14 protein-coding genes are annotated in these 12372 nt (G+C 47.0%); 12 read left to right on the forward strand and 2 right to left on the reverse strand.

Annotated elements, in window-relative coordinates; translation table 11 throughout:
• The first annotated feature begins 77 nt into the window (after positions 1–77).
• Positions 78–575, forward strand: coding sequence for a hypothetical protein (locus NDQ72_08230; GenBank protein ID WKD29915.1), 498 nt, complete (start codon positions 78–80; stop codon positions 573–575).
• A gap of 118 nt (positions 576–693) precedes the next feature.
• Entirely contained in the window at positions 694–1044 is a 351-nt protein-coding gene (locus NDQ72_08235; GenBank protein ID WKD29916.1) for a cupin domain-containing protein, read from the forward strand.
• A 350-nt stretch (positions 1045–1394) separates the two neighbouring features.
• Here NDQ72_08235 and NDQ72_08240 read toward each other — a convergent pair whose 3' ends face one another.
• Complete coding sequence (locus tag NDQ72_08240; protein ID WKD29917.1) at positions 1395–2372, reverse strand: LysR family transcriptional regulator; 978 nt, start codon at positions 2370–2372, stop codon at positions 1395–1397.
• Between the two features lie 94 nt (positions 2373–2466).
• Here NDQ72_08240 and NDQ72_08245 point away from each other — a divergent pair, with 94 nt between their 5' ends.
• From NDQ72_08245 to rho, 8 genes are all read left to right on the forward strand, one after another.
• Complete coding sequence (locus NDQ72_08245; protein WKD29918.1) at positions 2467–3003, forward strand: DMT family transporter; 537 nt, start codon at positions 2467–2469, stop codon at positions 3001–3003.
• A 699-nt stretch (positions 3004–3702) separates the two neighbouring features.
• Positions 3703–4197 (forward strand): hypothetical protein, encoded by a 495-nt coding sequence (locus NDQ72_08250; GenBank protein ID WKD29919.1) that lies wholly within the window; start codon positions 3703–3705, stop codon positions 4195–4197.
• 1024 nt (positions 4198–5221) lie between these two features.
• Positions 5222–6061, forward strand: a complete 840-nt coding sequence (locus NDQ72_08255; protein WKD29920.1) for a TIR domain-containing protein — start codon at positions 5222–5224, stop codon at positions 6059–6061.
• 185 nt (positions 6062–6246) lie between these two features.
• A complete protein-coding gene (locus NDQ72_08260; protein ID WKD29921.1) occupies positions 6247–6588 on the forward strand; it encodes a hypothetical protein in 342 nt (113 codons plus the stop codon).
• A gap of 91 nt (positions 6589–6679) precedes the next feature.
• Complete coding sequence (locus NDQ72_08265) at positions 6680–7153, forward strand: GNAT family N-acetyltransferase (GenBank protein ID WKD29922.1); 474 nt, start codon at positions 6680–6682, stop codon at positions 7151–7153.
• A 152-nt stretch (positions 7154–7305) separates the two neighbouring features.
• Positions 7306–7683, forward strand: a complete 378-nt coding sequence (locus tag NDQ72_08270; protein WKD29923.1) for a hypothetical protein — start codon at positions 7306–7308, stop codon at positions 7681–7683.
• Positions 7684–8330: 647 nt separating this feature from the next.
• Positions 8331–8525, forward strand: a complete 195-nt coding sequence (locus NDQ72_08275; GenBank protein WKD29924.1) for a hypothetical protein — start codon at positions 8331–8333, stop codon at positions 8523–8525.
• Between the two features lie 101 nt (positions 8526–8626).
• On the forward strand, positions 8627–9583 hold the full coding sequence (gene rho / locus NDQ72_08280) for a transcription termination factor Rho (protein ID WKD29925.1): 957 nt from the start codon (positions 8627–8629) through the stop codon (positions 9581–9583).
• A 54-nt stretch (positions 9584–9637) separates the two neighbouring features.
• Here the strand turns inward: rho and NDQ72_08285 are convergent, their stop codons facing one another.
• Positions 9638–10834: a DEAD/DEAH box helicase gene (locus NDQ72_08285; protein ID WKD29926.1), complete on the reverse strand. Its 1197-nt coding sequence runs from the start codon at positions 10832–10834 to the stop codon at positions 9638–9640.
• A 490-nt stretch (positions 10835–11324) separates the two neighbouring features.
• Between NDQ72_08285 and NDQ72_08290 the strand changes: the two genes are divergently transcribed.
• Together NDQ72_08290 and NDQ72_08295 are read left to right on the forward strand one after the other, a co-directional pair.
• Positions 11325–11816 (forward strand): DUF1993 domain-containing protein, encoded by a 492-nt coding sequence (locus NDQ72_08290; protein ID WKD29927.1) that lies wholly within the window; start codon positions 11325–11327, stop codon positions 11814–11816.
• A 50-nt stretch (positions 11817–11866) separates the two neighbouring features.
• Entirely contained in the window at positions 11867–12364 is a 498-nt protein-coding gene (locus tag NDQ72_08295; GenBank protein WKD29928.1) for a nucleotidyltransferase family protein, read from the forward strand.
• The last annotated feature ends 8 nt before the right edge of the window (positions 12365–12372 follow it).

Raw genomic sequence — 12372 nt, forward strand, 5'->3', positions numbered from 1 at the left:
CCAATAAACGTGCTGGCATGTTCAAGGGTGTTATGCAGAAGGCTATATAATCACTGTTATATGCCAAAGGAGATTCAGTGGTTCAGCTAACTGATATTGAAAGGGTAGCTCCCGGTGTTGAAAATCTCTCAACTGCAGAGCATGAAGCGCTTCAAAGGTTTACGTTGCTCTGGACTTTGTTCGAGGCCCAGATGTTGGGGAGCAATGCATCTGTCAGGAAGATTTCAGAGAAAGTCGAAGGCATTGAGCCGGAAATCATTAACGACGGTTGGTTCACGGAGCATTTAGACTACTTTTCCAATCGGTATATTGATGGGGGGAATACGAATCATCGCTTCGAAAATCTCCACCTGCGTAACAATGACAACCCTGATTTGGTTCGTACTGTGCTAACCGGGGAGAATGTAGATCCAGCTTCCCAGCTTATTGGCTGCCTGATCATAGTTTATCGTTTCAGGAATAATTTCTTCCATGGCATCAAGTGGGCATACGGTCTGCAAGACCAGCTTGAAAACTTCACGCACTCAGCCTCCTTGCTGAGGAAATTCTTAGAGAAGGTGCCAAATGGCATATAACAATCACATTAAATTCGCTCCCTGCGGTCGCCGGACGCTCGTTCCTCGCGCCGTTTATGTGAAGCGTTATGGCGCTCAGTAGATCTGCGGAAAATAATCAGAAAGGAATTCGGAAAAGATGATACGTAATTTTTACACTTGTGATAAAGAAGTCGACGAAAATAGCCATGATGGAGAAGGTTCAATAGATATCTATCGTGCATTCAGACGTAAAGATTTCGATGGTGCTTGGGACTTTGCCATCCGTGTCGTTATGCCACCGGGAAGTTCTATGGGTGAGCATACTCACGGAGACGATGAAGAAATGTATATCATTTTGAAAGGTGAAGGCACTATGACCATTGAAGGTGAGGACAGAAAGGTGGCTTCGGGAGATATGATAGTTAATAAACGCTTTGGCACCCATGGTTTGGTTAATACATCGGACAATGAAATTGAGTTACTAATAATCCAAGCAAGTCTAAAGTAAATCGCCATAACAAAGCGTTTAAGGCAGATTCGCACCGCGTGGCATTTTCGGTTTGATTCAGCTTAAGTGTTTACAGCACAGTAGTTTAGGTTGGGTGGTTAGCGTTGCTCACTACTTAACGCGGCGTTATATGAAAGGAGAGCATCGTGGTGCCACAATCAGGTGAATGGCTTACAGCAAACACCTATTAAGGCTCTTTAACGTGGTAATTTACCGAGCCTTCTCCTGTTAGGTTTGGTCGCCTTTGCGCTTAGCCAAACGGGCTGAGCTGGGGGGAAGACTCAATAAGTATCAAGTTAAAACACTCGAACATCGCTACGCGCCGCCAGTGTTTGAGATGTTAGCCACTTTTATGGTGTTGATGTCGGGGGAATGGTCAAGGTCGGCACGGCAATTGCTGACTCATCCGGTTCCTTTGCCTCATCTTCTTGAAGCATCTCAATGATCGCCTGCTTCAGCCAGTTGTGCCCGGCATCGCTCTCCCGCCGTGAGTGCCATACTATGCTGAACTCAAAAGGATCAATGGGGTAAGGCGGCGTGAAGAGCTGCAGTGGTGAGTCCTTCAGAAATAGATCAAAGCTGCGCCGAGCGGCCGTCAAGATCAAATCCGTATTTGGCACCACATGGCTGGCCACTCCCCAGTGGGGTAGGGTCATCGCAACCCGACGGCTGACGCCTTCTCTATGCAATGCGTTTTCTATCTCATTGCTTTCACTACTTTGCATGGCGACTAGGACATGCGGTCGCGAGAGCCACTGTGTTTTATCAAGATCGCCCGTTTTGGGCAGCGTGTTTTTATCCGCAGCACAAACGAAGTGCTCAATGAATAGCTTATGGGTACGTAACTCATCTGAAAGAGGCGGCTGAAACACGCCAAAAGCTATATCGACCTCCCCATCATGGACACCTGCCAGCATCGCGGCGCGGCTGCCTTGAGAAACTTGCAGATCAACCCCTGGAGCTTCTGAACGCAATCGCTGAACCAAACCAGGAAGCACTACGCGAGCTCCATAGTCTGACATGGCAAGCCGAAACACTCGTTTCTCATGGGCGGAGTCAAAGGCGGGCTGTTCAATCAGCGCGCCGAGCTGATGTAGTGCTTCTGTTAATTTCGGTAGCAATTCATTGGCACGTGAGGTGAGCTCCAGCTTGCCTGCTCGTCTCACCAACAGCGGGTCGTCAAAGATGGCTCGCAGATTGGCGAGAGCATGGCTGACGGCCGGTTGGCTTCTATGTAAGCGTCGTGCCGCACGTGACACGTGCTTTTCCACTAATAGCGCGTGCAGGGTAACCAGCAAGTTGAGATCGATGCGTCTTAAGTTATTCATGAGGCGAATACAGTAAAATAAAAAATTGAATTTCAATTCATAGGGTGAATCATAAAAGATAAAAGACCTTTTGCAATATCTCAGGAGTCTTGTCATGAATTCACCTTTCACTTTAGTGGCGCTTGCGGCTGTGGCGGTTATCGCGGGTGCCTTGGTGCCTTTTCAAGCTGGCAGCAACGCTGAATTGGGCCGAGCGCTAGGCCACCCCCTTTGGGCGACACTGGTCTCTCTGGTTGTCAGTATGCTTGTCGTAATACCCATAATGATTGTCATGCAAGTGTCTCCTCCTGCTCTGGGGACCATCAGATACATACCGGCTTGGGCTTGGCTGGGCGGTGTAGCAGGAGTCATCTATATTTCGTCAGCATTGGTTCTAGTACCACGCGTCGGGGCGACCAACTTCATTGTATGTGTCATTGCCGGGCAACTGATTACTTCACTGTTGTTGGATTATCATGGCTGGCTGAATCTGCCCGTGAGGGAGGTCAGCATTGGGCGTTTGGCAGGTGTCACGCTGGTGCTGGTGGGTATGGTGACTGTGCAGTGGTTTTCGCCGACCATTGCATCGCCTCACCAGAACTCTACACAGGTAGCAACTGAAGTCTCTGGAGCCGCTGAGTCCAAGGGGTGACACTTCCGAACACCAGTAGAGATGAGTGCCCTGTTTGTAACTGCCCGCTGTTAACACTGGGCTTTTAACGTTGACTGATGAGGCACGGTGCCTAATAAGGCGACGGGAATGACTGCTTCTCTCTAGCTGTCATTCCCGCATGCTTTTAGCGGGAATCCATTTCGATTTAAGTACCCTAGCTTCGGCTGAAAAGGTCAAATTGGATTCCCGATAACCCCACTCGGGAATGATGGAGCTGAGGAGATTGGTTCATACTCCTCTGCATTCGCCAAGCCCCGACATCACCCGCTGAAAGAAGTCGATGCCCAAGCCCAAATACCTTCCGCAATGCAATCCGTTACTACATTAATGATGTTGTGGGAGGGCGCTTTAGAGCGCGATGATCACGCCACATAAGCAAGCTAGCCACCCCGTAGCGCGGCGTAACGCTTGGCGAGGAACGAGCCAAAAGGCACCCGCAGCGGCGGCCCGGCGCGATGGCAGCACTGCTGCCCAAAGCCTGCTCCAGCTCAATTTATCTTCAAAATCACGTGACCTAAGCTTAATTTTTAAATAAAGTATGATTAGATCAGAAATATGAGCCGGCACGCGAATTTTGGATATGCTGCCATGCGAGATTAATAAAGCTATAAAAACAGTTGCTCATTATTAGCTTTTAAAGACCGGTGGTGAATTAAATAATCAAAGGAGTGAAATTTAATGACTATGGAGTCTGAAGAGTTTAAAGATTTAATTTTAGTAAAGCCTCTTCAGTCAACGAAAAAAGAGGCGTTTATTTCGTTGTTTATCGCCGTTGTTGTTACTTTGGCTTTAGTTGCCATGCGGCTGGAAATTCCGGAGTTAGAGCCGTATAAAATATTAGTGTCCCAGGTTGGGCTTTATCTAGCAATGATAGGTGGTCTCTTAGCTGCATACGATTTGTTATATGGCAAAAGAGTTGAAGCAAAAGCACTTGAAATAAAAAGAGAAATTGAGCGTTTGAAAATGGCAAATAAAGTAGAGCTAGCTACTGCTGAGTTGTCGTCAGAGGAACACACGCAAAGTATTAATAGTAAATTTAAAAAAGCTGATGATCATCTGTCAATTTTATTGCAAGATACAAACTCTAAAAAAAGAGGCCATGTTCAAGGTTACATTGGTCTAGCTGTGTTCGTATTAGGTACTTACTTGCAAATATTGGGTGCCAGCGCATGACGCTAAAAAGCGCTTCTTGCCGGGTTTGGGTAAACTGTCACCTGTTTTGCAAAACAGCTGCAATTTCAACCAAGCCGCAAATGCAAGCGTTGTGGCTGTAGTAAAAGCCGCTGATACCTAGTTTTGGCATAGTCAGAAAACAGACAGATAGTCATTAATCGGCGGCTACAACATACGTCCTGATATAAGTATCGCGTCTACCGCACACACTCAGCTACTGAGATGAGTCATGGTAGATTTAATAGGCAACTCAGTAACAGCCCGCTACTAATACTGGGCTTTTAATGTTGCCTGGTGAGGCACGGTGCCTGATAAGGTGACGGGAATGAATACTTCTCTCCAGCTGTCATTCCCGCATGCCGTTAGCGGGAATCTATTTTGATTTAAGTACCTTAGCTTCGGCTGAAAAGGTCAACTTGGATTCCCGATAACCCCGCTCGGGAATGACGGGGCTGAGGTGGTTCTGGAGTGACAGGGCTGAGAAGATTGGTTCATACTCCTCTGCATTCGCCAAGCCCCGACATCACCCGCTGAAAGAAGTCGATGCCCAAGCCCAAACACCTCCCGCAATGCAATCCGTTACTACATTAGTGATGTTGTGGGAAGGCGCTTCAGCGCGCGATGATCACGCCACATAAGCAATCTAGCCACCCCGTAGCGCGGCGTAACGCTTGGCGAGGAACGAGCCAAAAGGCACCCGCGATGGCAGCTGCTGCCCAAAGTCTGCTCCAGCTCAATTTTTCTTCAAAGCCACGTGACCTAAGAAAAATTTATCAATAAAGTATGATTAAATCGTAAAAACGAGCCGGCACGCGAATTTTGAATATGTTGCCTTATGAGATAAATAAAACTATAAAAACAGTGGCTTATGATTTTTGGGGTGGCTAGATAACGCCAATAAACGTGCTGGCATGTTCAAGGGTGTTATGCAGCAGGCTGTATAATCACTGTGATGTTGCTATAACAATCTTGGCACCGTTCATTGATTGAAAAATAGTATGGAATTCGATGAAGAGGATAAAATATGGCTTTTAGTACAGTTCAAGCTATAGCAGGTATAGAGTCTTCGTTAGATCGACTTGTGAATCGAATTACAATTTATAGGGAGTTTCTTCATAAGAAGGTTCACAATCAAGATCCAGGCATACATAGCATGGCGGAGTGGGAAGCTATCTGTCCGACTGAAGCAGAAGTAGAAGTAGTAGAAAAGCTTATAAAATCTCTTGCGAATCGAATAACGGGTGCAAATCCGGATATTGATGTCTGGGAGCCTATGCATTCATTTTGCACGAAAAATGAAGGTAAGAAAGGTGAATACTGGGAACAGCAACATGAATATTTTCGATGGTCACTGATTTGGGTTGAAAGGTCTAGAACGTTTATTGATTTTTTGGTTGGAATGGACTCGGCGGCTGGAGAAGCTAGAGAACTAATTCCTGCTATCCAAGAAGCTCAGGGTGTGACGAACTATGATGTGGCGTTATCTTTTGCTGGCGAAGATCGATCATATGCGAAGGAGCTTGCTGAGTTATTACGAGATGCGGAATTTACGGTCTTCTATGATGAATATGAGCAATCATCACTATGGGGACGAAACCTTTATACGCATCTATCGGATGTATATCAAAACAAAGCTCGATACTGTGTTATGTTCCTAAGTGAGCATTATGCAAAAAAACTCTGGACGAAAAGAGAGCGCGAATCTGCCCAAGCACGGGCATTTAAAGACAGTAGCGAGTACATATTGCCTTTGCGATTAGATGACACCTCAATACCTGGTATTGAGGATACCGTTGGATATCTTGATTTGAGGCAGCTGACTGTTAGAGATGTGTTTCAGCGGCTACTTGAAAAGTTGAGATAGGTTAGATGGAATCTCAGCATAACAAAGCGCTACACACGGAAAAATTACTCGCTTCGCTCCTAATTTTCCGGTGAGCGCGGCGTTAACTGGCAAAGGAGGATCTCGTGCCAACCGAGGATCCGCAGCAGGTATGAGAAGACTACTACGGTCGCAAAAAAGCGCAGCGTCTTCAGGAGGCTACAGAGGTGTGGCGTCAACTGGAGTCAGCCGGAGTAGCATCCAACACAGTTTTGGCGCTGGACTTTGTTCATTTTGGACAGTCCCAGCACGACGCCGAAGCGCTCGCCAATCAGCTTTCTGAGAACTATGAAATGGAAGTTGTAGAGTTCGAGAGAGACGGGTGCTGGCTTGTTAAGGGTACCACTCGTCCTTACGGAATCGAAATGACGGAAGAGCAGCACCTCGGCTGGGTAGAGTTCATGGCCGACGTTGCTAATTCCTATGCATGCGTTTTCTCGACTTGGGCCATCGAAGCACCAGCGCTGGGGGCAAATTTTCATAGTGAAGAGATCGAAAGTGCCAGTTAACAAGCGCAGTCACTGGGAAAAATTTTCCGCTGCGCTCCAGATTTTTCCGTGCTGCGGGCGTTAGGTTTCTTGTCAGCTTTAGGAGGTCAGTTTGGTTATTCGTTTGATGATGAAAGAAGATTTGCCAAGTACAGCTTTAGTTCATAAATTAGCGTTTGTTAGACAAAACTATTCAAATGAATGGCTAGAATGTAATCTGAATGCCTTTTCTCGTTGTTTGATCTATGTGGCTGAAATTGAAAAAGAAATTGTTGGCTATATTATTTGGGTACAAAAGAGCGGTTTTCGCCCAGAAGCCGTTTTGGAATTAGAGCAACTGGCAGTCATGCCGAGTTATCAAGGAAAGGGCATTGGTCGTAAGCTAATCATCAAGTCATTGCCTAAGGTGAAAAGTCAGCTTGCACTTAAGCATTCTTTTTTAAAGCATATTTTGGTAACTACACGAGCTGATAACTATGCTCAAGAGTTATACAAAAGCACTTTGGGTGCTGAAGTTGAGACGACAATTTCCAACTTATATTCGGCAGATGAAGTGTTGATGATTGCTCGAAATATAAGTAAATAAACCTAACAAAAATTTCAAACCGAAAAACAGATGCGTGGCATCTTTGGTTTGCGGTGAGTTTGGTGTTTAAGGTGTAATACAGCGGCTTGTTTTGTGCGTTGTCTGCGGTTTAAGCAGGCGTTAAGGCTGCGTAACTCCTGAGGTTTAGAGTAATGAAGGAAGTGAAAATATATTCGATAGGAAGCTGTAATTCTGAGTCTGGATCTGGACTGTATGAGGTTCTCTTGGAGTATGGCGAGCATAGGAAATACTTGACTAAAAGTATCGAGGATACAACTGCTAATCGATGTATCATATTAGGTTTTATTGCCGCCCTAGAAAAACTGAAGGAACCTTGTAAAGTGGAATTTATATCAACCACAAAGGTTGGCCTGTCAGGGTTGCGTAAGAATAAGGGACCAAATGTCGATTTACTCAAACAGCTCATTTCTTTGCTGTCGGAGAGAGAATGCGAATACGAATTTAATGAAGCGATAGGCCAAGGTGAGGAAATTAATCGGTATATTCATAAATTCAAGAATACGCCTTAATAAGCGTAAGCACGCGGGGCTATTTTTCGTCGGTTCGTGCCAAAAATTGCCCGGTACTACGGGCATTGTAGCTGTATTAAAAGCCGCTGATGCTTAGTTTTGGCATAGTCGGATAACAGACAGATAGTCATTAATCGGCGGCTACAACATACGTCCGGATATAAGTATCGCGTCTACCGCACATACTCAGCTACTGAGAGGAATCATGGAAGATTTAAAAGGCAACGAGCAGATAGGATCAGTAACAGCCCGCTGCTAACACTGGGCTTTCAATGTTGCCTGATGAGGCACGGTGCCTAATAAGGCGACGGGAATGACTGCTTCTCTCCAGCTGTCATTCCCGCATGCCTTTAGCGGGAATCTATTTTGATTTAAGTGCTCTAGCTTCGTCTGACAAAGGTCAAATTGGATTCCCGATAACCCCTCTCGGGAATGACGGGGCTTAGGTGGCTCTGGAATGACGGAGCTGAGGTGGGGCGGAAATAATAGGAATGAGGGGAGCCGGTTCATACTCCTCGGAGCGAGCGTTCGAGCGCGAAAATCTCTCAAAAGTAGATTGAAATGCGTTTTCCAAGTTGGTCAATATGCTTGTTAATGCCGCATTGGAGAAGCATCATGGCTAGTTCCTAGGAAGTATTGCTCGGGGTTTGCAAGAAGCCATTGACCTTAATCACGGTCGCAACGTCGCGGCTAAAGCGCATCGGCCGGAGCTGGTTGATGTCGCTGCTTTGCGTAAGAAATTGGGCATGACCCATATGGGGTTTGCAGCTAAATTTTGTATTAGCGGCGCGCATTGGACACGCGGTGATGATGTCGTCGCCAAAGAGCTACAAGCCGTCTAAGAGCCTTATCGTACCCACCACCCAATGCGCTATTCAGCGAAGAAGCGCTCAGATGCAATTATTCTATTAATCCAGGCTATTCAAGGCGATCCATCAATATTATGGCGAGAAAAACACTCAGTTTGAAAACGAAAAGGCAGCTAGATGCCAAGCCTGCCGATGAAATTGAAAGTCCATTTCCTGATGATCCCGAAAAGCGTTTTTTAAATGGCGTGGCGATTCATCCTAGCCCACGCATTGTTTTAGAGCTTGGCTCTTCGCAGCGTAGTGTGCGGGCGATGGATTTGATTACGCCCATTGGGATGGGGCAGCGCGGGTTGATTGTTGCACCGCCGGGCTCTGGCAAAACGACGCTGTTAAAACATATCTGTCAGGCCGTGGCAGGCGCGTATCCTGACATAAAGCTGTATGCCTTGCTGATTGATGAACGCCCTGAAGAAGTGACCGATTTTAAGCGCAGCGTGTCGGCAGAAGTCCATGCCTCATCTTCAGACGAAAGCTACTCACACCATGTGCATTTGGCAAATAAGCTCCTTGAGACGGCGCGTAAGCAAGCAGGCGAGGGGCATGATGTGATGATTGTGATCGATTCGCTTACCAGACTCTCGCGGGTTCATAATGCCGAGCAACGCGGCAGTGGTCGTACCATGTCGGGTGGGTTGGATAGCCGTGCGATGGAAATACCACGCAAACTGTTTGGCGCTGCGAGAAAGATCGAAAACGGCGGATCGCTCACCATTCTGGCTACCGTGCTGGTGGATACCGGAAGCCGTATGGATCAGGTGATTTTCGAGGAGTTCAAGGGCACGGGCAATATGGAAATCGTGCTGTCACGGGAAGTGGCGAATCAACGGATTTTCCCGGCGATAGATATTGCCAAAAGCAGTACCCGCCGAGAAGAGCTATTGATTGATGCGAAAGATATTGAAAAAGTACGCGCATTGCGTCGAGCGTTGACACATCTTAAGCCAGTAGAAGGGGCGCAGAAACTGTTGGCGTTATTGGATAAATATCCAACCAATGCCGAGCTATTAGATGCGTTTTTACCCGCCTCGTAAATGTAGGCGATCAAGAAGCTCACTTTTGTAAGAGGTGAGCTTCTTTGCTAATTCTTAGCGATTGCTTTTTTTAGCATGGTTCAAGTTGGAAGCGGGGACGGCTTTTTTAACCGGGAAGCCCTCAACTTCTTTGCGCTCAATAATATTGTTTAAGCGTTTTTCAATCGCACAAAGGTTTTTAAAGTCACTGATGTCGACAAGAGAGATAGCTTCACCTGAGGCACCCGCGCGGCCGGTGCGGCCAATGCGGTGGATGTACTCTTCTGGCTGAAAAGGTAAATCGTAATTCACCACTCGGCTCAGCTCACCAATATCCAACCCTCGAGCGGCGACGCCCGTAGCCACTAGGTACTTCAGTTCGCCTGTTTTGAACTGCGCCAAAATCTTTTCGCGCATGGCCTGGCTTCTGCCGCCATGAATGGAATCCGCTTGAATACCGCGTTTTTCCAGTTGAGCAACCAGCTTGGCTGCACTGTGTTTTTTCTCGACAAAAATCAGCGCCTGATCCCACGCTTGCTCGTTGATCAAGTGGCTCAACAGGGCGGACTTGGTGTCTTTGTCTACCGTGATTAGCCACTGTTTGATATTGGCGGCGGCGCGGATATTGGGAGAGATGGAGATGTCAGCCGCCAGGTCGGTCATCTTGCTATCTGAAAAACCGTAGGCGAGGGCGCGAACGTCGCCGGTCATGGTGGCTGAAAACAGTAGGTTCTGTCGGTTTTCAGGCAGGCGTACTAAGATTTTGTGGATATCATCGACAAACCCCATGTCGACCATTCTGTCCGCTTCGTCCAACACCATGACTTCAAGTTCATCAAAGTGCAGCGCACGCTGATGCGCTAAATCAAGCAACCTGCCCGGCGTGGCGACCAGAATATCCACTCCTTCGATTAGCCGCTCTTTTTGAGGCGCGGTATCCACACCGCCATACACGGCCATAGAGGTTAACTGCGTGTGTTTAGCGTATTGAGCCACATTGGCTTCGACCTGAACCGCTAACTCACGGGTCGGCACCAGAATCAGCGCGCGTATGCGCTTGCCGCGCAATGCTTCCGCTTGGCTGAATCGTTCTAGCAGTGGCAGAACAAAGGCCGCGGTTTTGCCTGTGCCTGTTTGTGCAGTGGCGATTAAGTCTTTGCCCGAAAGAATGGTCGGAATTGCTTGTTCCTGGATGGGCGTTGGCGTTTTGTAACCGAGTTCGGTAATCGCTTGCACAAGAGGACGGGATAAGCCTAGTTTTGAAAATGGCATGAGGTGCTCAGACAGATGGTCGTAAGGTGTGTCGAAAATTAAAGATGCTGCAGTATAACGGAAAAGTAGCCGTTCATTGCTCGAATAGAGCAATTAGCTTCATAGTGCCGAATGGCAAAGTTTATGATGAAATGACAGGCATTAATTAAATGAATGGTAAGTGATGTTTTGTAATACGTATTGTTTTTTATGATTTTTTTAATTTCGAACGCTGTGTGTTTGAATCATTATTAGCTTTAACTAAGTAGATTAGCTTTTACTAAATAGCTGGCCACTGCAGCGGAGTCGCTTTAAGCCACGCATATTTTCGAGCCACAATTGCGGGTGCGCCGCGCTTACCACGCACTACAAAATCAAACGATGGCACGTTTGTGCGCGGCGTAACGCTTGGCGAGGAACGAGCCATAAGGCACCCGCGATGGCAGCGCAGCGCATTCAGTTAATATCAGATCGTGTAGTCTATCCACTGTTAAGATTTAAGGGATTAATAATGACGACTTCGATTAGAAAACTTTTTCTCAATTACCTGTCCCAATTGACTGCCATTATTGAGAAAGTGCCGGAAGAGCTGTTTTCAGACACCCTACACGAAGGGATGTTTTCTCTGGAAATGAATGCACAAATAGCTGCCAACTTTCTTTTAAGGGGGTACTGTCCGTTAGTTGGTGGTGAAGTTGTTTCGTATGAGCTTTCAGCGCCAGGTAAAAATGCGTCCCTTAGGTTGATGCACGAGGTGCAAATTCAGCTTGAGAAACTTCCTGATACTGAGGAGTTGGACGATAGTCAGTTGATATCAGATACAGCAGGTTTTACAGAGATTAGTCTTCCGCAAAGCAGTTACGTGTTTAGGTACATAGTCCCTAACTACATGTTTCATATGAGCATGGTATATGCGATAGCGAGAAAAGCCGGTGTAGCCCTTAGTAAAGGGGATTTCGACGGTTTACACTCTTATCCTGTTGGTTTCAGTTTTATTGATTAGCATCGCCCTAACAAAGCGTTTCAGAGCGGGAATGCGCAAAAGGAGGAAGCGTGCATCATTTAGCAGCCCAATGGATAGTGGGATTACTGAGAGAAAGGAGTATTCCTTTTTTGATCTGCGGGGGGCTCGCAGCAAAGGGGTATGGCTCTGAGCGTGAGCTTAATGACATCGACCTGTTTGTCCCCGGCGAGCACTTTGCGTCAGTGGTTCAGGCCGGTCAGCAGTTTGTATCCAAAGCTGCCGCTCACCGCCAGGAGGAAGGCTGGGATCTAACCTACGTCCAGTTCAAGTATGAAGGTATTAAAGTGGAGGTAGGTAACGCTGACGGCTCGCAAATTTTCGATGCAAGTCACGAAACCTGGGTGCCACTCAACATAGATTTTTCTCGCTATGTCACCGTGCATTTGTTGGGTCTTGAGCTTCCTCTGATGCTGAAAGACGATCTGGTTCGGTATAAATCTACACTCGCACGGCCGGTGGATATCGAAGATATCTGCGCCATCCGGGATAACGAGGAGCCAGATAATTCGCCGAGCGGCGTGTGTTAGGTATTCGA

The sequence above is a fragment of the Halomonas sp. KG2 genome, from assembly GCA_030440445.1.
Taxonomy (GTDB): domain Bacteria; phylum Pseudomonadota; class Gammaproteobacteria; order Pseudomonadales; family Halomonadaceae; genus Vreelandella.

Excerpts from the sequence above, each read along its gene's own strand:
- NDQ72_08235 (WKD29916.1), top strand. The coding sequence starts at position 694 with ATGATACGTAATTTTTACACTTGTGATAAAGAAGTCGACGAAAATAGC.
- NDQ72_08240 (WKD29917.1), bottom strand. The coding sequence starts at position 2,372 with ATGAATAACTTAAGACGCATCGATCTCAACTTGCTGGTTACCCTGCAC.
- NDQ72_08245 (WKD29918.1), top strand. The coding sequence starts at position 2,467 with ATGAATTCACCTTTCACTTTAGTGGCGCTTGCGGCTGTGGCGGTTATC.
- NDQ72_08250 (WKD29919.1), top strand. The coding sequence starts at position 3,703 with ATGACTATGGAGTCTGAAGAGTTTAAAGATTTAATTTTAGTAAAGCCT.
- NDQ72_08255 (WKD29920.1), top strand. The coding sequence starts at position 5,222 with ATGGCTTTTAGTACAGTTCAAGCTATAGCAGGTATAGAGTCTTCGTTA.
- NDQ72_08270 (WKD29923.1), top strand. The coding sequence starts at position 7,306 with ATGAAGGAAGTGAAAATATATTCGATAGGAAGCTGTAATTCTGAGTCT.
- rho (WKD29925.1), top strand. The coding sequence starts at position 8,627 with ATGGCGAGAAAAACACTCAGTTTGAAAACGAAAAGGCAGCTAGATGCC.
- NDQ72_08285 (WKD29926.1), bottom strand. The coding sequence starts at position 10,834 with ATGCCATTTTCAAAACTAGGCTTATCCCGTCCTCTTGTGCAAGCGATT.
- NDQ72_08290 (WKD29927.1), top strand. The coding sequence starts at position 11,325 with ATGACGACTTCGATTAGAAAACTTTTTCTCAATTACCTGTCCCAATTG.